This window comes from Streptomyces silvisoli (genome assembly GCF_029269905.1).
Lineage (GTDB): Bacteria > Actinomycetota > Actinomycetes > Streptomycetales > Streptomycetaceae > Streptantibioticus_A > Streptantibioticus_A silvisoli_A.
In genome coordinates this window covers 107,877-126,924 of the sequence record NZ_JARJBC010000023.1, presented here as the reverse complement: position 1 = coordinate 126,924, position 19,048 = coordinate 107,877, and the positions used below count along the sequence as shown (strand labels likewise).

Sequence of the window (19,048 nt, the reverse complement as noted above, 5' to 3'; positions counted from 1 at the left end):
ACCAGCTACGGAGACTCACCCCGGCCGGACAGACCGTTCCCCGCCACACTTGGCGCCCGCATCTCGGTCACCCTTGATCTGCGTGATGGCCCCCGACAACGGCATGCGCGCATCCGTCTCCTCGGCCTACCTCTTGAGTAATGCTGGTCGAGCGGTTGGCAGGTGCGGGAAGCGGAAAGCGCCTCGCACTGCCAGCCGCTCCCCTGTACGCGTACGCACGTCGTGAGGCGCGGCCGTCGTAGGCCCCCGTAACGACCTGATGATCCATCACGGCTGTGGTCACCTGAGTCCGGTTGTTACGGAGTTCCCTCCCAAGGTGGCTGGGCGCCTGGCGGCATGGCACGGCTCGCGCGGCTGTGACTGACGACCGGGCTGGCTGACGGCAGGTCGGCGCCGCTGATCGTGCGCGCACCACCAAAGTCCCGCAGGCTGGGACTACGCCGCTTTCGCCAACGGAAGTTTCGAACTGCCCATGGCAGGCGGTGCGGATGCAGCAGAAGAGACCCCGCCTGAACCAGCTTCGGCTGTGCAGAAGGTCGCCAGATACAACCATCCGCTCCCGCGAGATGAGGGGAGAAGTGACGATGAGCCGCTCCTCTGACGAACCGCGTCCAACCACCGATCCAGATGCGCAACCCCATGGCGCACTGCCCCACGGGGGCCCACTGGGCGCCCTCGCTGACGCCGCCTGGCAGGCCGTACTCGCCGCCGGGGTCGCCGCAGTCGCGCTCGGCGTGGTGGTGCTGGTGTGGCCAGGCGCCTCGCTACGTGTGGTCGGTGTGCTGTTTGGCATCTACCTGCTGGCCACCGGGGCCTTCCACCTCGCCGCGACCTTCGGCAGCCACATTCCGGGACACCTGCGAGCACTGCACTTCGTCAGTGGTGCGCTCCTGGTGCTGCTGGGCGTGTTGTGCTTCCGCGGCGCGGCGGAGTCGATCCTGTTGCTGGCCCTGTGGATCGGGTTCGGCTGGCTGCTGCGCGGCATGCTGATCGCTGCCTCAGCGGCCTCGGCCCCGGCCATGCCCGCGCGGGGTTGGCAGATCTTCCTGGGCATCATGATGCTGCTCGCCGGGATGGTGCTGATCATCTTTCCGTTCGCCTCCATCGCCGTGCTCACCGAGGTCACCGGCATCGTGCTGGTCGTACTCGGGCTGACTGAGGTTGTCCACGGCTTCCAGCTGCGCCACCAGCTACGGAGACTCACCCCGGCCGGACAGACCGTTCCCCGCCACACTTGGCGCCCGCATCTCGGTCACCCTTGATCTGCGTGATGGCCCCCGACAACGGCATGCGCGCATCCGTCTCCTCGGCCACTCGGCTCCGCAGATCGCGTCGTACGGCTACTGATCCAGGGGGGCTGCATGGGGACTACTTTTTCCTCTCCGCCTCCTGCGGTCCATCGCCCGATCCGCCGTGTGGCCGGGGACTGGCGGTGCTGGCCGCCTCCGTGCCGCCGGGCCTTGGGGGAACATGCAGAACCTTCGTGATCTCTGCTGCCAGGGCGTTTGCCAGCGCCGGAGCAAGGGCGTTCGCCAGGGCGGTCGCGAGGGCCTGAGTAAAGAGGAGTCGTTCGATTTCCGACATGTGAGAAGGCCTAGACAGTGAAGCCGTGGCCATTTCAAGCAGAGCCGCTACAAGCGGATCTTTCCCGTACTCGCTTGCTGTCTTATGCGGGAGGCCCGTCTCCCTTACCATCTCTTCGAAGACGTCATCGATGAATTCCTGCAAAGGCTCTCGATGTGCTCCGTTGCCGGGGTCAGCCGCCATTTCACTTTCCTCAGTGGTCGGTTTTTCGATGGGCAGGAGTCAGCTTGCCCTCGCCCTGGCGTGGCAACCGGACGGAGGGCAAGCTTCTCTGCCAGAAGTTCGGAGCTCTTTCGTTCGGCCCCACCGATGACTCTTTTCCGCTACGCGGCTTCACTTCGTAGCGGGATGTCGAAGCCAGAGCGAAAGGGGCCGTCAAGTCAACGGTGCATGAGCGCGGCCATGAGCAGCGGGTTGACCGGGGGAGGCGGCGGAGGAGGCGGCGGAGCCATCGCAGGGCCAGCCGTGAGAGCCGCCATGAGCAGCGGGTTGATGGGAGGCGGCGGAGGAGGCGGCGGAGGCGCCGCGTGGCTTGTAAGCGCCGCCAGAAGCAGCGGAGCGATCGGCGACTCGCCCTGCTCCTTACGACCACGGACGAGCGCGGCCATGAGCAGCGGGTTGATCGCAGGGGGCGGCGGAGGAGGCGGAGCCACCGCAGGGCCAGCCGTGAGAGCCGCCATGAGCAGCGGGTTGATGGGAGGCGGCGGAGGAGGCGGCGGAGGCGCCGCGTGGCTTGTAAGCGCCGCCAGAAGCAGCGGGTTGATCGCAGGGGGCGGCGGAGGAGGCGGAGCCACCGCAGGGCCTCCTGCCAGCGCCGCCAAAAGCAGCGGAGCGATCGGGGACTCGCCTTCCTCCTTACGACCACGGGCGAGCGCGGCCAGGAGCAGCGGGGCGATGGGAGGTTCGTGGCGCTCCTCGCGGCGAGCCATCAAGGCGGCCAGCAGAAGGGGGCCGATGCCCTCCTCCTCGCCAGCCTCCTTCTTCTCGCGCATAGGAGCTTCCGGCATCGCTGTCATGATTGACCTTTCGGTGTGGCGATATAGCGACGTCGTTCGGTCTTGTTCCGATCAAGGGGACTTCACCTCGATACATCAGATATCATCACACCATCCGACATTGGGCACACCTCGGAGCTCGACTCGTAACCCGTATAGCGCACAAAGCCGGGGCGAAACTCGCGCACCTAGACCGTTCGAACTTGCCGTCACTGCTGACCTGTTCTAGTGAATTCCACCGTCAGCCCCAGCCGTGGACCAGCCCATTACCGCGCGGTTTCCGAAGGTTGCCCCGCCCCCACAAATCACGTAGCCAGCCGCTTCTCCCTGAACTTCAGGCGAATCCTCTGTACCTGCATCAGCTAACGACGACTCGTACGTGACCGCCCCACACCGCCGGGCCTATGAGGTTTCCTCAGTTGCTGAGTCGGCGGTAGCCGATCAGGGCCGCGGCTACGCCAACGAAGGCGGGGAAGATCAGCCTTGCGCTCGTGCAGGGAGCGTACGGCGCGGTGCGGGCGCTTCATGGTCACCAGCGGTCACTCACGGATCAACAACGCAACGGCCCCCGACCCGCGCTTCCGCGGGCCAGGGGCCGTTTCTTCCGTGTGGCGGCGGCAGGGTTCGAACCTGCGTAGGCGTAAGCCGACAGATTTACAGTCTGCTCCCTTTGGCCGCTCGGGCACACCGCCAGGAAAGTCGTTGCTCGGACCCCGCTCGCGCGGAACTCCGTGGCAACGACGTAAACGATACCTGATGACCGGGGGTGGTCCGCCACCCGGTTGATCAGCACCGCGGCGGGTGGCGATGGCTACCCTTGCGGGTACGGCCCGGGCGCGCGGCGTGTGGTCCGCACCGGTGGTGTGCGCCCGCTCGTCCCCGGTCCGTTCCCCCGAGCATCCGACGCAAGGAGCCAACTGAACATGGCCGACTCCAGTTTCGACATCGTCTCAAAGGTCGAGCGGCAGGAGGTCGACAACGCCCTCAACCAGGCCGTCAAGGAGATCTCGCAGCGCTACGACTTCAAGGGCGTCGACGCCTCGATCGCATGGTCGGGCGAGAAGATCGAGATGCGCGCCAGCGGCGAGGAGCGGGTCAAGGCGGTCCTCGACATCTTCCAGTCCAAGCTGGTCAAGCGCGGGATCTCGCTGAAGGCACTGAAGGCGGGCGACCCGCAGGCGTCCGGCAAGGAGTACAAGATCATCGCCTCCCTGGAGGAGGGGATCTCACAGGAGAACGCCAAGAAGGTCGCCAAGATCATCCGCGACGAGGGCCCGAAGGGCGTCAAGGCCCAGGTCCAGGGCGACGAACTCCGCGTCAGCTCCAAGAGCCGCGACGACCTTCAGGCTGTCATCGCCCTCCTGAAGGGCAAGGACCTGGACTTCGCGCTCCAGTTCGTCAACTACCGCTGAGCGCTGCCCCCAGAGGCCTCACCGCGACCGCGGTGAGGCCTCAGCGGGTGGCGAAGGGGCGGTCGGTGGGGACGACCTCGCGGCCCAGGGGCATCAGGGAGATCGGGATCAGCTTGAAGTTGGCGATGCCCAGCGGGATGCCGATGATCGTGAGGCACAGCGCGATGCCGGTGACGATGTGGCCGATGGCCAGCCAGAGTCCGGCGAGGATCAGCCACACCAGGTTGCCGAGGAACGAGCCGACGCCCGCGTCCCGCCGTACCACCGTGGTACGGCCGAAGGGCCACAGCGCGAAGCCCGCGATGCGGAACGCGGCGATGCCCCACGGGATCGTGATGATCAACACCAGCATCACGAGTCCGGCCACCGCGTAGCCGATGGCCATCCAGATGCCGCAGAGCAGCAGCCAGATGATGTTGAGCAGGGTCTTCACCGGCGACCTCCGGCCATTTCCTCCAGGCGGGCGATGCGCTCCGCCATCGGCGGGTGAGTGGAGAACAGCTTGGACGCGTCCGCGGCACGGAACGGGTTGGCGATCATCATGTGGCTGGTGGTCTCCAGCCGCGGCTCCGGCGGCAGCGGAAGCTGCTGGGTGCCGATCTCCAGCTTGTGCAGCGCGGAGGCCAGGGCGAGGGGGTCGCCGGTGAGCCGGGCGCCCGAGGCGTCCGCCTCGTACTCCCGGGAACGGCTGACCGCGAGCTGGATCAACGAGGCCGCGAGCGGGCCCAGGATCATCATCAGGAGCATGCCGACGATGCCGGGGCCCTCGTCGTCCTCGGAGCGGCCGATCGGGATCAGCCAGGCGAAGTTGACGAGGAACATCACCACGGAGGCGAGCGCTCCGGCGACCGACGAGATCAGGATGTCGCGGTTGTAGACATGGCTGAGCTCATGGCCGATGACACCGCGCAGCTCGCGCTCGTCCAGGATCCGCAGGATGCCCTCCGTGCAGCAGACGGCGGCGTTGCGCGGGTTGCGGCCGGTGGCGAAGGCGTTGGGGGCCTCGGTCGGGGAGATGTACAGCCGGGGCATGGGCTGCCGGGCGGCGGTCGACAGTTCGCGGACCATGCGGTACAGCGCGGGCGCCTCGAACTCGCTGACCGGGCGGGCCCGCATCGACCGCAGGGCGAGCTTGTCACTGTTCCAGTACGCGTACGCGTTGGTGCCCAGCGCCACGAGTACGGCGACGACCAGGCCGGTTCGCCCGAAGAAGCTGCCCACGATGATGATCAGCGCGGACAGTCCCCCGAGGAGTACGGCGGTCTTCAGCCCGTTGTGCCGGCGGTGCACGGTAGCCCTCCAAGACGTGCGGCGGGAACTCTCCTTCCACCCTCCAGTGGACCCTCCCGTACTGGTCAACGCCACGCGGAAGCCCCCGGTTCCCCGGGGGCCTCCCGTCTGCCGTCCCCTTACGGGTGAACCTCACGCGGGCTCTAGAACAGCGAGCCGGAGGCGAACCGCAGCACCAGTTGGGGCGCACCGGACAGCGCGACGCCGACCACCGCGGCGACCGCGATGGCGGCCGTGAGGGAGGCCGGAGCGCGCACCACCGGCGCCGCCTCTCCGGCGGTCGGCTCGGGCCGTGCGAACAGCAGGGCCGTCCAGCGCAGGTAGTAGTAGAGCGCGATCACCACGTTGACCGCCATGATCACCGCGAGCCAGCCCAGACCGGCGTCGACCGCCGAGGAGAAGACCACGACCTTGGCGAACAGCCCGATGATCCCCGGCGGCAACCCGGCCAGGCAGAGCAGGAAGAACGCCAGCGCCAGGGCGGCGAGCGGTCGCCTGGCGTACAGGGCGCGGTAGTCGGCGATACGGTTCAGCGCGTGGGAGCGCAGCACCAGCGCCGCGACCCCGAACGCGCCGAGGTTCACCACCGCGTACATCAGCGCGTACGACACCGTCGCGCCGATCTGGTGGCCCTGGTCGCTGACGTAGCCCGCGGCGGCCAGCGGGACCAGCAGATAGCCCGCCTGGCCGATCGAGGACCAGGCCAGCAGCCGCACCGCGCTGCGCGCCTGTTCAGGACGCTGGCGCAGGGCGGCCACGTTCCCCACGCTCATGGTGAGCGCGGCGAGCACGGCGAGCGCCGGACCCCACACGTCCCCGTACGGCCGGAAGCCGATGACCGTCACCAGGATCAGCCCGGAGAAGCCCGCGGCCTTGCCCACCACCGACAGGTACGCGGCGACCGGAAGCGGCGCCCCCGCATAGGTGTCCGGCACCCAGAAGTGGAAGGGCGCGACGGCGAGTTTGAACGCGAAGCCCACCAAAGTGAGCACCGCGCCGGTCCTGGCGAGGGTGGCCAGTTGTGCGGGCGCGTGGCTGAGCCCGTCGGCCACCGCGGTCAGGTGCAGGGTGCCGGTGGCCGCGTAGACGAAGCTCACGCCCAGCAGCATCACGGCCGTCGCCGTGACCGAGGACAGGAAGAACTTCAGCGCGGCCTCGCTGGACAGCCGGTCTCCGCGGCGCAGTCCGACCAGTGCGAACGACGGCAGCGAGACGACCTCCAGCGCCACCACCAGGGTCGCCAGGTCACGGGAGGCGGGCAGCAGCGCGGCGCCCGCCGCGGAGGACAGCAGCAGGAACCAGAACTCCCCTGGCGGCAGCCGGTCCTGGTTGTGCAGCGACAGCAGCGCGGTCAGCAACGCGCCGCCGATCACCAGGAGTTGGATGGCCAGTGTGAAGTGGTCCGCCACGTAACTGCAGTTGTGCGCACCGGTGGTGAGGCAGAAGGTGCTCCGGTCGCCGTTGAGCAGCGGCAGCAACGCCAGTCCCGCCAGGACCAACCCGCCCACCGCGGCCCAGCCGAGCAGCGGTTTGCGTGCCTCGTCGGTGAACAGGTCGGCGACCAGCACGGCCAGCGCGACGACCGCCAGGATCGTGGGCGGGGCGACCGCGAGCCAGTCGACGGACTGGACCAGCCCTCCGGCGAGTTCGGTCATCAGTGGCCTCCCAGCAGGGTGCGTACGGCCGGGTCGGTGAGGCCGAGGAGCGCGGCGGGCCACAGGCCCGCCAGGACGGTGAGCGCGACCAGCGGGGACCACGTGGCGAACTCGAAGCCGCGTACGTCGGCCAGCCGCACGGTCTCGGCACGGCGGTCGCCCATGCACACCCGGCGCACCACGCCGAGCAGATAGGCGGCGGTGAGCAGGGTGCCGAAGGCGGCCAGCGCCATGAACGTCAGATACGCCGGGCGGCTGAGCCCCGCCGCCGGGTGGAAGGAGCCGAACATGGCGAGCATCTCGCCCCAGAACCCGGCCAGCCCCGGCAGCCCGAGCGAGGCGACGGCGCCGAAGGCGAGCAGCCCGCCCAGGCGTGGCGCGGTGCCGTAGAGCGCGGCGCCGCCGTCTCCCGCGAGCTGGTCCAGGTCGGTGCTGCCGTAGCGCTCCTTGACCGCGCCGACCAGGAAGAACAGCAGGCCGGTGATCAGACCGTGGGCGATGTTGGCGAACAGCGCGCCGTTGACCCCGGTCGGGGTGAGCGTCGCGATGCCGAGCAGCACGAAGCCCATGTGGCCGACGGAGGAGTAGGCGATCAACCGCTTGAGGTCGCCCCCGTTGCCCTTGCGGCCGAGCGCCAGGCAGGCCAGCGAACCGTAGAGGATGCCGACGACGGCGAACGCGGCCAGATACGGCGCGAAGAAGTGCGCGCCCTGCGGTGCGATCGGCAGCACGATCCGCACCAGTCCGTAGGTGCCCATCTTCAGCAGCACACCGGCGAGCAGTACCGAACCGGTGGTGGGGGCGGCGGTGTGGGCGTCCGGCAACCAACTGTGCAGCGGCCACATCGGTGCCTTGACGGCCAGGCCGAGGCCGATGGCGAGCACCGCGATGATCTGGGTGCTGTGGCTGAGCTTCGAGCCGTTGTCAGTGGCCAGTGCCACCATGTCGAAGGTGCCTGCCTTGAGCCCGATCAACAGCAGGCCCAGCAGCATGACGACGGAGCCGAGCAGCGTGTAGAGGATGAACCGGAAGGCGGCGCGGTCCACCCAGGAACGGGCGCGAAGCACTTCCTCAGAAGGGTGGTGGCCGGAGACGGGCGAGCCCTCGCCGCCCCACCGGGCGATGAGGAAGTACATCGGGATGAGCACCATCTCGAACGCCAGGAAGAACAGCATCAGGTCGAGCACCGCGAAGGTGCCCAGGGTGCCGGCCTCCAGGACGAGGAGGAGTGCGACGAACGCCTTGGGGGTGGGCCCCTCGGGCGTCTTGAAGTAGGCGTGCAGAGCGCACAGGAAGGTCAGCAGCGCGGTGAGGACGATCAGCGGAAGCGAGACGCCGTCCACCCCGAGGTGGATACGGATGTGCAGCGCCGGAATCCAGCTGAGGTCGGTGGTGCCCTGCATACGCGCCGAGTGGCCGTAGTCGAACCCGGCCGCCAGCACGATCGACAGCAGCAGTACCGCACCGGTGACGGACACGCCGTGCCGTAGCACGGCCTGGTCGGGGTCGCGGCCCTTGAGCCCGGGCGGCGCGGGCAGCAGGGCGCCGATCGCGCCCAGCAGGGGCAGGACGACCAGCGCCACGAGGGCGTACTGCAAGGCGGTGGCGTTCACGGCTCAGGCTCCGGTGGCGACGAGGACGGCGAGGACGACGGCGCCGGCGAGCAGTGCGCTGAGGTAGGTCTGCACATTGCCGGTCTGTGCGCGGCGGACCACCGCGCCCAGCAGCCGGGGGGTGGCTCCTGCGCCCTGTACGTACGTCTCGACGACCTCGCGGTCGAGGAAGCGGACAAGGCTGGCCGCGGCGAGCACGGGACGGACGAACAGCGCCGAGTACACGGCGTCGAGGTGGAAGCCGTGTGCCGCGTGCCGGTGCAGCGGGCCGAGGAGCAGTCGGCCCGGGTCGGCGGGGTCGGGGGCGGCGGCGATGTCGCCGTACGTCCGCTCATGGGTGGCGATGGCGACCGCCTCGGTGGCGCCGGGTTCGGGCTCGACATCGGTGATCACGGCCAGCGGAGCGCGGCGCGCCGCGGTGACCCGCCAGGCCGCGCTGGTGACCGCGACTCCGACCAGTGCCAGGCCGAGCCCGACGATCGAGGTGGTCAGGGTGGGGGTGAGCGGCGTGCCGTCGAACCACTTCGGCAGCGCGCCGACGGTCACACCCAGGGCCAGTGCGGGGATCGCCAGCACCCACAGCACCGCGTTCATCACCACCGGCTGCCGGTGCGCCTCCGGGGCCTGACCGCCGCTGCCGCGGAAGACCAGCAGATACAGCCGGGTCGCGTAGGCCGCGGTGAGCAGGGCGGTGGCCAGGCCCGCGATGAGTACCGTCCAGCCGACCGCCACCGGTACGTGCGGCTGGTGGCCGCCCGCGGCGTGTTCGGCGGCGCGCAGCACGGACTCCTTGGAGAAGAACCCGGAGAACGGCGGCAGCGCGGCCAGCGCGGCCAGCGCGATGGTGAACGTCCACATCGCGTCCGGCACCCGGTCGCGCAGGTCGCGCATCCGGGACATGGCGGCCAGCGAGTTGGTGCCCGCGGCGTGGATCAGCACGCCCGCGCCGAGGAACAGCAGGGCCTTGAACGCACCGTGGCTGAGCAGGTGGAAGACGGCGGCGCTACGGTCGCCGACGGCCAGCGCACCGGTCATGTAGCCGAGCTGCCCGATGGTGGAGTACGCCAGGACGCGCTTGATGTCGTCCTGCGCCAGCGCGGCGAGCGCCGAGCCGATCATGGTGACCGCTGCCATGACCGCCAGTACGGCCAGCGCGGCGGCGGACAGCGCGAAGACCGGCAGCAGCCGGGCGATGAAGTAGACACCGGCCGCGACCATGGTGGCCGCGTGGATCAGCGCGGAGACCGGGGTGGGGCCCGCCATCGCGTCCGGCAGCCAGGTGTGCAGCGGGAACTGCGCGGACTTGCCCGCCACGCCGCCGAGCAGCAGCAGCGCGATCAGCGTGGGGTGGTGCAGTTGCCCGCCGGCGGCCGCGGTGAGGACGCCGTTGATCCGGAACGTCCCCGCGTCCGCGGCGAGCGCGAAGATGCCGATCAGGAACGGCACGTCGCCGAGCTTGGTGACCAGGAACGCCTTGATCGACGCCGATCGGGCCTGCGGGGTCTCCCAGTAGTGCCCGACCAGGAAGTACGAGCAGATACCCATGACCTCCCAGCCGACCAGCAGCACCATCAGGTCGCCCGAGTAGACGACCAGCAGCATCGCCGCCGTGAACAGCGAGACCAGGGCCGCGTACGACGGATAGCGCGGATCGTCGCGCAGATAGCCGGTGGAGTAGATCTGCACGCAGGTCGCCACCAGCCCCACCAGCACCGCGATCAGCACCGAGAAGCCGTCGAGGTGCAGCGCCAGGTCGATGGGGACGGAGCCGGTCGGGGTGAGCCGGGTGCCCGCGTCGGTCGCCGGGCCGGTGCCCTGGCGTACCGCCACCAGCGCGGCGAGGACGAACGCGGCGAGTGTGGGCAGCACCGCCAGCGGCCGTACGAAGCCGGGCGCCCGGCGGCCCAGCAGCAGCCCGGCGGCGGCGCCCAGGAACGGTAGGAGGGGGACGAGGGCGGCGAGGGTCGTCAGGGTCACGCGGTCTGCTCCCTGGCGCGAAGTGCCTGCTCAGCGGCGGTGTCGGCGGGATTGTCAGTGGAGGGTGCGATGCTGGCGGAGCCAGCGTCGGGAAGGGTCCCGGTGTCGGCCAGATCGGTGAGCTTGTCCACGTCCGAGGTGCCCCGGTTGCGGTAGACGAGCAGCACGATCGCCAGGCCGATGCCGATCTCCGCGGCGGCGATGGTGATGGTGAACAGGGTGAGCGCCTGGCCCGCGTGCAGGGTGTCGCGGAGCCAGACGTCGAAGGCCACGAGGTTGAGGTTGACGGCGTTGAGCATCAGCTCGACGGACATCAGGACAAGGATCGCGTTGCGCCGGGCGAGGACCCCGTACAGGCCGACGCAGAACAGGAGGACGGCGAGGACGGCCGGATAGGCGAGGTGCATCAGCTCTCCCCGGTCTTCCGCTTGGACAGCGCACCGAGCCCGGACAGCGCTCCGAGCTTGGCCGAGGCGGCACGCCTGGCCGGGGCGCCCTGCTTGGACAGCACGATCGCGCCGACGAGCGCGGCCAGCAGCAGTACGGACAGCGCCTCGAACGGCAGCACCCAGTGCCGGAAGAGGACCGTGCCGGTCACCTTGGTCGATCCCTGGGCGGCGCCACCCAGGTCGATCCAGGTCGAGCGGAACGCGTCCACGACCACCCACACCAGCGTGGCCGCGGCGGCCACGGCCACGGTGAGCGCCACCCAGCCGTTGCCGGAATCGGCGTCCGGGGAGCGGCCGATGGGGGCCCTGGTGAGCATCAGCCCGAACAGAAGGAGGACGACCACGGAACCGACATAGATCAACACCTGTACCCAGGCGATGAACTCGGCGGTCAGCAGCAGGTACTCGATGGCGAGTCCGCCCAGTGCCACCACCAACCACAGTGCCGCGTGCACCAGTTGCCTGGTGGTCACGGTGACCAGGGCCGCGCCGAGCGTGGCGATCCCGACGAGCACGAAGGCGATCTCCACCCCGGACGGCGACATGAAGCCGGGGTGTCCTACGGCGAGGGTCATGCGTCTCCCTCCCGTGGCTCCGTCTCCTGGGCGGCCTCCTGCGCGGCGGCCAGCTTCTCCGCCGTCTTGCGGGCGGCGGCGATCTCCTTCGGCTCCTCGGCACCGGGGTCGAGGGCGGGCGGAGTCGGCACCGTCCACATCCACTGGCGGAGCTTGTCCCGCTCGTGGGTCAGCTCCCGGATGTCGGTCTCGGCGTACTCGAACTCCGGCGACCAGAACAGCGCGTCGAAAGGACAGACCTCGATGCAGATACCGCAGTACATGCACAGCGAGAAGTCGATGGCGAAGCGGTCCAGGACGTTGCGGCTGCGCTCCCGTCCGCCGGGCGCGGCGGGCGGCACCGTCTCCTTGTGGGAGTCGATGTAGATGCACCAGTCCGGGCACTCGCGGGCGCACAGCATGCAGACCGTGCAGTTCTCCTCGAACAGCGCGATCACCCCGCGGCTGCGCGGCGGCAGTTGCGGCGCGGCGTCCGGGTACTGGTGGGTGACCGAGCGACGGGTCATCGTCCGCAGGGTGACGGCCAGCCCCTTGGCCAGCCCGTGTCCGGGAACGGGACTCATGCGAGCACCTCGCTTCGCTCGGTGCGGCAATCGCCCAGGACGCACCTTTCCATGATTGGCTCGCTCATGAGATCACCACCTTGACGATGCCGGTGAGCGCGATCTGGGCGAGGGCGAGCGGGATCAGCACGGTCCAGGCGAGCTTCTGCAACTGGTCCTCACGCAGCCGTGGATAGCTCACCCGCAGCCAGATGACGACGAAGGCGAGCAACGCGGTCTTCACCAGGGTCCACAGCCAGCCGAGGCTGCCGGACAGCGGTCCGTGCCAACCGCCGAGGAACAGCACGGTGGTGAGCGCGCACAGCACGACGATGCCCGCGTACTCGGCGAGCAGGAACAGCGCGAACCGCAGTCCGGTGTACTCGGTGTAGGCGCCGAAGATGATCTCGGAGTCGGCGACCGGCATGTCGAACGGCGGACGTTGCAGTTCCGCGAGGCCCGCGGTGAAGAACACCAGCCCGCCGACGATCTGCCAGGGGATCCACCACCAGTGGAAGGCCTGCACGATCCCGGGCAGTGAGACCGTACCCGCCGCCATCGCGACCGATCCCGCGGCGAGCAGCATCGGCAGCTCGTAGGCCATGAGTTGGGCGGCGGTCCGCAAAGCGCCCAGAAGGGAGAACTTGTTGGCCGAGGCCCAGCCCGCCATGAGTGAACCGAGCACGCCGACGCCCATCACGGCGAGCACGAAGAACAACCCGGCGTCGATGGCCTGCCCGACGAACCCGTTCGGGCCGACCGGGATGGCGATCAGCACCAGCAGGTACGGCAACAGGGAGACCGCCGGGGCGAGTTGGAAGATCCGACGGTCGGCGCCCGCCGGAACCACGTCTTCCTTCTGCGCGAACTTCACGCCGTCCGCGACGAGTTGTGCCCAGCCGTGGAAGCCGCCCGCGTACATCGGACCGAGTCGGCCCTGCATATGGGCCATGACCTTGTGCTCGGTCTGACCGACGACCAGCGGCAGCACCAGGAAGACCACCAGGACGGCGACCAGCCGCAAAACGACGTCAAGGGTGCCGTTCACTGCGTGTCGTCTCCTTCGTCGCTCGGGCCTTCGGTCGTGTCGGTCCCAGGCCGCGGTTCGGCGGCGCCGGGCTCCTGCGCGGCCGGTTGCGTAGCCTCCGGTTCCGGCGCGCCCTGCTTGGCGGCACCCGTTCGCGGCGGCGCTTCCGGCGTGGCGGGCCCCGGTTCCGGCGCCTCCGGCTGCGCGGGCTGCGGCTCCGCGGCCTCCGGCTTCGCCGGTTCCGTGGTCTGCCGGGGCTGGTTCCACGGCGCGTCGGAAGTGCGCCTGCGCGCAGCCGGACGCTCCGGGGCGGGCCCGCCCTCGGCCGAGGGCTCCACGGCGGCGCGCTGGCTGGCCGAGCCCTCGGAGACGCTGCGGGCACGCCGCGCCGGGCGCTCGGCGGCCGCACCCGCGGCCGCCGCCTGGCTGGCCGAGCCCTCGGAGACACTGCGGGTGCGCCGCGCCGGGCGCTCGCCGGCTGCGGCAGCGCGGGCGGGGCGGGCCGGGGCGGGCGGGAGTTGGCCCTTGAGCGGCCCCCACTCGTTGGGGTCGGGCACGCCGGGCGGCAGCATCTGCCGCCGCTTCGGGCCCCCGTGCGCGGCTCCCGCCGCGGGCTCCCCAGGCTCCTTCGCACCCGGCCAGGGCTTGGCCACCCGCGCCGCCAAAACGAAGTCCTTGCGCAGTGGATGCCCCTCGAAGCCGTCGGGGAGCAGCAGTGGAACCAGGTGCGGGTGGCCGGTGAAGCCGACGCCGAACATCTCGTGCGTCTCCCGCTCGTGCCAGGCGGCACCGGCGTAGACCCCGGTGGCGGTGGGCAGTTCGGGCGCGTCGTGCGGCACGGTGGTGCGCAGCACGAGGTGCCGGACGCTGCCGTGCCCGGGCGCGGCGACGTGCGCGCAGACCAGGAAGCCGGTACCGGGCTCATCGACCGCGCTCAGCCAGTCGAAGTAGGTGCAGCCCAGCTCGTCGCGAGCGGTCTCCAGCGCGGCGATCCAGGAGGCGGCCGGGACGTCCACGGTGAGCAGGCCGTACGCCTCCTCCGCCGTCGCCTCCGCGCCGAAGATCTCGGCGGCGGCCTCGGGCAGCCGGTCGAACGCGGTCATCTGCCGCCCTCCCCGGCCGGTGCGTCCGCCGAGGGCGCGGGCGGCGCGGGCACCAGTCCGCTGCTCAACGCGGCGGCCGACGGCCGCCCGGCGCCCGCACCGTCCCCGTACCGCTCGCTGAGCGACTCGCGGGCGATCTTCTCCTGGAGCTTGAGGATGCCCTGGAGCAGGGCCTCGGGCCGCGGCGGGCAGCCGGGCACGTAGACGTCGACCGGGATGATCTGGTCGACGCCCTTGGTGACGGAGTACGAATCCCAGTACGGGCCGCCGCAGTTGGAGCAGGCGCCGAAGGAGATGACGTACTTCGGTTCCGGCATCTGCTCGTAGAGCCGCTTGACCGCGGGCGCCATCTTGTCGGTCACGGTGCCGGAGACGATCATCAGGTCCGCCTGCCGGGGACCGGGGGCGAACGGGATGACCCCGAGCCGGATGAAGTCGTGGCGGGCCATCGACGCGGCGATGAACTCGATCGCGCAGCAGGCCAGGCCGAAGTTGAAGACCCACAGGCTGTAGCGGCGGCCCCAGTTGAGCACCACCTTCATCGGCTCGGGGGCCAGCCGGGCCAGCGTGCCGAGCCGCCTGGGCTCCAGCAGCGGCAGGGGGGTGGTCTGCGGCGTCACGTCCATTCCAGGACGCCCTTCTTCCATGCGTACAGCAGCCCGACGGCGAGGAAGCCGATGAAGACGAACATCTCCACCAGCGTGGTGCCGCCGAACCCGGGTGCGGCGAAGACCGTCGCCCACGGGAACAGATAGATCGCGTCCACGGCGAAGATCACGTAGAGGAAGGAGTAGACGTAGTAGCGGATCTGCGTCTGCGCCCAGCCCTCGCCGACCGGGTCGACACCGCACTCGTACGTCAGCATCTTCTCCCGCGTCGGCGCCACCGGCCGCAGCAGGTGGCCGGCCGCGAACGCCACGGCGACGAAGAGTACGCCGACGACGGCTACCAGGCCGACGACGGAGTAGGCGTGGAAGTACCCCGCCGCCAGGTGCGCGTCAAACGCGCCCCTGACACCGCCCACGGCGTCGGCGCTCGCCACGGTGGCCACGGTCGCCTCCGGCACGTCCGCCCCTCGTTCCTCTTCCGTCCCAGTGTCCCGTCCAGCGTCCGGGACGATGTCTGGGAGGTTTCTTTAGACTCTTTAGACGATCTGTACGCACGCGAGTCTATGGCCTGCCCAGGACGGCGGACCGCCGAGGGACGCGGGTGCGTACGACCGCTGGTGGGGAAAACCCCACCTTGTCCCCCCAACACCCCCCATGGCGCCGCCCCCGACGAGCCGGGCAGTCTTACATCATGAACACCCGTGCCCTGGACGAGACCGCCCCCGAGAGTGCCCAGGACGACGAGTCCCAGCCGCTGCCGCCGACGCGGCTGGCGTTCGGCGCGGCGACGTGGAAGGAGATCGCGCATCTCCTGCTGAACCTGCCGGTGGACCTGGTCTGCTTCGCCTACGTCGTGATCATCCTCACCCTGGGCATCGGTCTGTCGGTGACGGTGATCGGTCTGCCGCTGCTCGCGGGCGGGCTGCTGGGCTGCCGGCTGCTGGGCCGGATGGAGCGGGCCCGGGTGCGCGGGCTGCTGGGGGTGCGGATCGACGAGCCGCGGCGGCTGCGGTCCCGGGACGGCGGCTTCTTCGGCTGGCTGTGGGCCACGATCAAGGATCCGGTGGCCTGGCGGCACGCGCTGTACTTCTTCATCCGGCTGCCGTGGGGCGTGCTGACCTTCGCGCTGGCGGTGGTCCTGCTGCTCGTCGGCTGGCCGGTGCTGCCGTGGGTGGCCCGCGGGCTGGGCAACGCCGACCGGGCGATGGCCCGGGGTCTGCTGTCGCCGTCGGACGAACTGGAGCGGCGGATCGCCGAGTTGGAGAGCGACCGGGGCACGGTCGTCGACACCGCCGCCGCCGACCTGCGCCGTATCGAACGCGATCTGCACGACGGCGCCCAGGCCCGGCTCGTCGCCCTCGCCATGGACCTCGGCCTGGCCAAGGAGAAGCTCACCGAGGACCCGGAGGCGGCCGCCCGGATGGTCGGCGAGGCGCACGGCGAGGTGAAGCTGGCTCTCCAGGAGCTGCGCGACCTGGCCCGCGGCATCCATCCGGCGGTGCTCACCGACCGGGGCCTGGACGCCGCGCTGTCCTCGGTGGCGGCGCGCTGCACGGTGCCGGTGCGGGTGGTCGCCGACCTGCCGACCCGCCCGGCCGCGGCGATCGAGGGCATCGCCTACTTCACCGTCTCCGAACTGCTCACCAACATCAGCAAGCACAGCGGTGCCAGCAGCGGCAGCGTGGACGTGTGGCGCTCCGACGAGCGGCTGCTGATCCAGGTGCGGGACGACGGCCGGGGCGGCGCCTCCGCCGACACGGGCAGCGGACTGGCGGGCCTGGCCGAGCGGCTGGACGCGGTGGACGGGCTGCTGGTGGTCGACTCCCCGCGCGGCGGCCCGACCACCATCACAGCCGAACTGCCCTGGCGGGACCGGGAGAACGCCGGAGCTGCGCGGTAGGGATATCCCCCGCCCCAAGACGCCGATCCGCACCATGGGCCGAGGCCGCCCGTTCCACGACGCTGGAAGCACACCGAACCACAGTGAGTAGGACGGACACGAACGATGGCGACCGGCTATCCCGACACGCGGTATCCCGACCACACGCGCTCCCGGGTGCCCGCGGTGCTGCGTGCCCCGTTGGAGGGCCGCACCTGGCGCGAGTTCCTGTACCTGATCCTCAACCTGCCGATGGGCGTCGTCGGCTTCGTCTACGTGGTGACGATGCTGTCCTGCGGCGCCGGACTGCTGATCACCTTCCTCGGGGTGCCGGTGCTGGCCGCGATGCTGGCGGGCTGCCTGGGCCTGGGCCATGTGGAGCGGGGCCGGGCCCGGGGGCTGCTGCGGCTGGACGTCGCTGATCCGGAACCGGTGCGGCGCGGCCGCGGGCTGATGGCCTGGGTGGGCGGCCTGTTCAAGTCCGGCACCTCGTGGCGGCATGTGCTCTACGCGTTCCTGCTGTTCCCCTGGGGCGTTTTCACCTTCTGCGTCTCCGTGGTGCTGTGGACGTACGGCTGGGCGGCGCTGACCTATCCGCTGTGGCAGTGGGTCTTCCCGGCCTACGTCCACCAGCCGGGGCTCCAGCTGTACGGGGACGTCGACCATTCCGTCTACCTGGACGGCCCGGTCAGGGTCGCGCTCACCTCGCTGGCCGGGCTGCTGCTGGTGCTGGGCACGCCGTGGGTGATCCGCGGTCTGGCCGCCGTGGACCGGCTGATGGTCTCCGTGCTGCTCGGCCCGTCCCGGCTGGCCACCCGGGTGCACGAGCTGGAGACGGACCGCGGCACGGTGGTGGACACCGCCGCCGCCGACCTGCGCCGCATCGAACGCGATCTGCACGACGGCGCCCAGGCCCGGCTCGTCGCCCTCGCCATGGACCTCGGCCTGGCCAAGGAGAAGCTCACCGAGGACCCGGAGGCGGCCGCCCGGATGGTGGACGAGGCGCACGGCGAGGTGAAGACCGCGCTCCAGGAGCTGCGCGACCTGGCCCGCGGCATCCACCCGGCGATCCTCACCGACCGCGGGCTGGGCCCGGCACTGTCCGCGGTGGCGGCGCGCTGCACGGTCCCGGTGAACGTCACCGTCGAGCTGCCCGCCCGACCGGTGCCCGCGATCGAGGGCATCGCCTACTTCACCGTCTCCGAGCTGCTCACCAACGTCAGCAAGCACAGCGGGGCCAGCCGGGCCACCGTCGACATCTGGCGGGCGGAGGGCCGGATGCTGCTCCAGGTGGCCGACAACGGCCGCGGCGGCGCCTCAGCCGACGCGGGCAGCGGCCTGGCGGGCCTGGCCGAGCGCCTGGACGCGGTCGACGGCCTGCTCGTCGTCGACTCCCCGCCCGGCGGCCCCACCCGCATCACCGCCGAGCTTCCCTGGCGGGCGTGAGCCGAGGACAGCGCCTTCCCCCGAATCCTGGGATGCTGGACGGCGAAAGCCGACCGGCATGGGCAAGAGGACCTGGGGGAAGCGAGCAGTGGTGGACAGGGTGCGGGTGGTCATCGCCGAGGATTCGGTACTGCTTCGGGAGGGCCTGACCCGGCTGCTGACCGACCGGGGGCACGAGGTCGTCGCGGGCGTCGGCGACGCGGAGGCGCTGCTCAAGGTGGTCGGCGAACTGGCCGACGAGGACGCGCTGCCGGACGTCGTGGTGGCCGACGTGCGGATGCCGCCCACCCACACCGACGAGGGCGTCAGGGCGGCCGTGCGGCTGCGCCGCGACCATCCGTCGGTGGGCGTGCTGGTGCTGTCGCAGTACGTGGAGGAGCAGTACGCCACCGAGCTGCTGGCCGGATCGAGCCGCGGAGTGGGCTATCTGCTCAAGGACCGGGTGGCCGAGGTCCGCGAGTTCGTGGACGCGGTGGTACGGGTGGCCGCGGGCGGCACCGCGCTCGACCCGGAGGTGGTCGCCCAGCTGCTGGGCCGCAGCCGCAAGCAGGACGTACTGGCCGGGCTGACCCCGCGCGAGCGGGAGGTGCTGGGGCTGATGGCCGAGGGCCGGACGAACTCGGCGATCGCCAAGCAGCTGGTGGTCTCCGACGGTGCCGTGGAGAAGCACGTGAGCAACATCTTCCTGAAGCTGGGGCTGGCGCCCAGTGACGGGGATCACCGTCGTGTTCTGGCCGTTCTCACTTACCTGAACTCCTGAGGGCCTGACACGGTGTCACCCGAGCCGACGGCCGCGCGGTCGGCGGTCATGCGAAATGGCCGGATTTCCACCCCGTGAAGGGCCGCAAGCAGGACTAAAGGGCGTCGTGACAGCGTTGTACTGACTTGGCGTC

At 70.4% G+C, this 19,048-nt stretch carries 19 protein-coding genes and 1 tRNA gene; 5 read left to right on the top strand and 15 right to left on the bottom strand.

Features of this window, described 5'->3' with window-relative positions:
* Window positions 1-584 precede the first annotated feature (584 nt).
* A complete protein-coding gene (locus tag P3G67_RS29205) occupies window positions 585-1,262 on the top strand; it encodes an HdeD family acid-resistance protein (protein WP_276096150.1) in 678 nt (225 codons plus the stop codon).
* Window positions 1,263-1,368: 106 nt separating this feature from the next.
* Here the strand turns inward: P3G67_RS29205 and P3G67_RS29200 are convergent, their stop codons facing one another.
* The 3 genes from P3G67_RS29200 to P3G67_RS29190 form a co-directional block, all read right to left on the bottom strand.
* Entirely contained in the window at window positions 1,369-1,767 is a 399-nt protein-coding gene (locus P3G67_RS29200) for a hypothetical protein (protein ID WP_276096149.1), read from the bottom strand.
* 197 nt (window positions 1,768-1,964) lie between these two features.
* Window positions 1,965-2,591, bottom strand: coding sequence for a hypothetical protein (locus tag P3G67_RS29195; RefSeq protein ID WP_276096148.1), 627 nt, complete (start codon window positions 2,589-2,591; stop codon window positions 1,965-1,967).
* A 597-nt stretch (window positions 2,592-3,188) separates the two neighbouring features.
* Window positions 3,189-3,271 (bottom strand) — tRNA-Tyr (locus tag P3G67_RS29190).
* 231 nt (window positions 3,272-3,502) lie between these two features.
* Between P3G67_RS29190 and P3G67_RS29185 the strand changes: the two genes are divergently transcribed.
* On the top strand, window positions 3,503-3,991 hold the full coding sequence (locus P3G67_RS29185) for a YajQ family cyclic di-GMP-binding protein (protein ID WP_269853766.1): 489 nt from the start codon (window positions 3,503-3,505) through the stop codon (window positions 3,989-3,991).
* Window positions 3,992-4,031: 40 nt separating this feature from the next.
* Here P3G67_RS29185 and P3G67_RS29180 read toward each other — a convergent pair whose 3' ends face one another.
* The 12 genes from P3G67_RS29180 to P3G67_RS29125 form a co-directional block, all read right to left on the bottom strand.
* On the bottom strand, window positions 4,032-4,424 hold the full coding sequence (locus tag P3G67_RS29180; protein WP_269853767.1) for a YccF domain-containing protein: 393 nt from the start codon (window positions 4,422-4,424) through the stop codon (window positions 4,032-4,034).
* Window positions 4,421-5,281: a zinc metalloprotease HtpX gene (gene htpX / locus P3G67_RS29175; RefSeq protein ID WP_269853768.1), complete on the bottom strand. Its 861-nt coding sequence runs from the start codon at window positions 5,279-5,281 to the stop codon at window positions 4,421-4,423. The genes P3G67_RS29180 and htpX overlap by 4 nt, the downstream gene beginning before the upstream one ends.
* A gap of 143 nt (window positions 5,282-5,424) precedes the next feature.
* Window positions 5,425-6,936 (bottom strand): NADH-quinone oxidoreductase subunit N, encoded by a 1,512-nt coding sequence (locus P3G67_RS29170; RefSeq protein WP_276096147.1) that lies wholly within the window; start codon window positions 6,934-6,936, stop codon window positions 5,425-5,427.
* Window positions 6,936-8,549 carry a complex I subunit 4 family protein gene (locus tag P3G67_RS29165; RefSeq protein ID WP_276096146.1) on the bottom strand — a complete coding sequence of 538 codons (1,614 nt, stop codon included), beginning with the start codon at window positions 8,547-8,549 and terminating at the stop codon, window positions 6,936-6,938. Before P3G67_RS29165 ends, P3G67_RS29170 begins: the two co-directional genes overlap by 1 nt.
* A gap of 3 nt (window positions 8,550-8,552) precedes the next feature.
* Window positions 8,553-10,526, bottom strand: a complete 1,974-nt coding sequence (locus P3G67_RS29160; protein ID WP_276096145.1) for an NADH-quinone oxidoreductase subunit 5 family protein — start codon at window positions 10,524-10,526, stop codon at window positions 8,553-8,555.
* Window positions 10,523-10,933 (bottom strand): NADH-quinone oxidoreductase subunit NuoK, encoded by a 411-nt coding sequence (gene nuoK / locus P3G67_RS29155; protein WP_276096144.1) that lies wholly within the window; start codon window positions 10,931-10,933, stop codon window positions 10,523-10,525. Before nuoK ends, P3G67_RS29160 begins: the two co-directional genes overlap by 4 nt.
* Window positions 10,933-11,550, bottom strand: coding sequence for an NADH-quinone oxidoreductase subunit J family protein (locus tag P3G67_RS29150; protein ID WP_276096143.1), 618 nt, complete (start codon window positions 11,548-11,550; stop codon window positions 10,933-10,935). The genes nuoK and P3G67_RS29150 overlap by 1 nt, the downstream gene beginning before the upstream one ends.
* Complete coding sequence (locus tag P3G67_RS29145; RefSeq protein ID WP_269853774.1) at window positions 11,547-12,113, bottom strand: NuoI/complex I 23 kDa subunit family protein; 567 nt, start codon at window positions 12,111-12,113, stop codon at window positions 11,547-11,549. Before P3G67_RS29145 ends, P3G67_RS29150 begins: the two co-directional genes overlap by 4 nt.
* A 64-nt stretch (window positions 12,114-12,177) precedes the next feature.
* Window positions 12,178-13,140, bottom strand: a complete 963-nt coding sequence (locus P3G67_RS29140) for a complex I subunit 1/NuoH family protein (RefSeq protein ID WP_276096142.1) — start codon at window positions 13,138-13,140, stop codon at window positions 12,178-12,180.
* Window positions 13,137-14,222, bottom strand: coding sequence for an NADH-quinone oxidoreductase subunit C (locus P3G67_RS29135; protein ID WP_276096141.1), 1,086 nt, complete (start codon window positions 14,220-14,222; stop codon window positions 13,137-13,139). The genes P3G67_RS29140 and P3G67_RS29135 overlap by 4 nt, the downstream gene beginning before the upstream one ends.
* Window positions 14,219-14,848: an NADH-quinone oxidoreductase subunit B gene (locus P3G67_RS29130; protein WP_269853777.1), complete on the bottom strand. Its 630-nt coding sequence runs from the start codon at window positions 14,846-14,848 to the stop codon at window positions 14,219-14,221. The genes P3G67_RS29135 and P3G67_RS29130 overlap by 4 nt, the downstream gene beginning before the upstream one ends.
* Window positions 14,839-15,246, bottom strand: coding sequence for an NADH-quinone oxidoreductase subunit A (locus tag P3G67_RS29125; protein ID WP_276096159.1), 408 nt, complete (start codon window positions 15,244-15,246; stop codon window positions 14,839-14,841). Before P3G67_RS29125 ends, P3G67_RS29130 begins: the two co-directional genes overlap by 10 nt.
* A gap of 275 nt (window positions 15,247-15,521) precedes the next feature.
* Between P3G67_RS29125 and P3G67_RS29120 the strand changes: the two genes are divergently transcribed.
* From P3G67_RS29120 to P3G67_RS29110, 3 genes are all read left to right on the top strand, one after another.
* Window positions 15,522-16,730, top strand: coding sequence for a sensor histidine kinase (locus P3G67_RS29120; protein WP_276096140.1), 1,209 nt, complete (start codon window positions 15,522-15,524; stop codon window positions 16,728-16,730).
* Window positions 16,731-16,835: 105 nt separating this feature from the next.
* Complete coding sequence (locus P3G67_RS29115; protein WP_276096139.1) at window positions 16,836-18,155, top strand: sensor histidine kinase; 1,320 nt, start codon at window positions 16,836-16,838, stop codon at window positions 18,153-18,155.
* A gap of 100 nt (window positions 18,156-18,255) precedes the next feature.
* Window positions 18,256-18,915 carry a response regulator transcription factor gene (locus P3G67_RS29110; RefSeq protein WP_269853919.1) on the top strand — a complete coding sequence of 220 codons (660 nt, stop codon included), beginning with the start codon at window positions 18,256-18,258 and terminating at the stop codon, window positions 18,913-18,915.
* The last annotated feature ends 133 nt before the right edge of the window (window positions 18,916-19,048 follow it).

Coding starts and splice junctions, on each gene's coding strand:
- P3G67_RS29170 (WP_276096147.1), bottom strand. CDS start 6,936: ATGACCGAACTCGCCGGAGGGCTGGTCCAGTCCGTCGACTGGCTCGCG.
- P3G67_RS29115 (WP_276096139.1), top strand. CDS start 16,836: ATGGCGACCGGCTATCCCGACACGCGGTATCCCGACCACACGCGCTCC.
- P3G67_RS29120 (WP_276096140.1), top strand. CDS start 15,522: ATGAACACCCGTGCCCTGGACGAGACCGCCCCCGAGAGTGCCCAGGAC.
- P3G67_RS29205 (WP_276096150.1), top strand. CDS start 585: ATGAGCCGCTCCTCTGACGAACCGCGTCCAACCACCGATCCAGATGCG.
- P3G67_RS29185 (WP_269853766.1), top strand. CDS start 3,503: ATGGCCGACTCCAGTTTCGACATCGTCTCAAAGGTCGAGCGGCAGGAG.
- P3G67_RS29200 (WP_276096149.1), bottom strand. CDS start 1,767: ATGGCGGCTGACCCCGGCAACGGAGCACATCGAGAGCCTTTGCAGGAA.
- P3G67_RS29150 (WP_276096143.1), bottom strand. CDS start 11,550: ATGACCCTCGCCGTAGGACACCCCGGCTTCATGTCGCCGTCCGGGGTG.
- P3G67_RS29130 (WP_269853777.1), bottom strand. CDS start 14,848: ATGGACGTGACGCCGCAGACCACCCCCCTGCCGCTGCTGGAGCCCAGG.
- P3G67_RS29135 (WP_276096141.1), bottom strand. CDS start 14,222: ATGACCGCGTTCGACCGGCTGCCCGAGGCCGCCGCCGAGATCTTCGGC.
- P3G67_RS29195 (WP_276096148.1), bottom strand. CDS start 2,591: ATGCCGGAAGCTCCTATGCGCGAGAAGAAGGAGGCTGGCGAGGAGGAG.
- nuoK (WP_276096144.1), bottom strand. CDS start 10,933: ATGCACCTCGCCTATCCGGCCGTCCTCGCCGTCCTCCTGTTCTGCGTC.
- P3G67_RS29145 (WP_269853774.1), bottom strand. CDS start 12,113: ATGAGTCCCGTTCCCGGACACGGGCTGGCCAAGGGGCTGGCCGTCACC.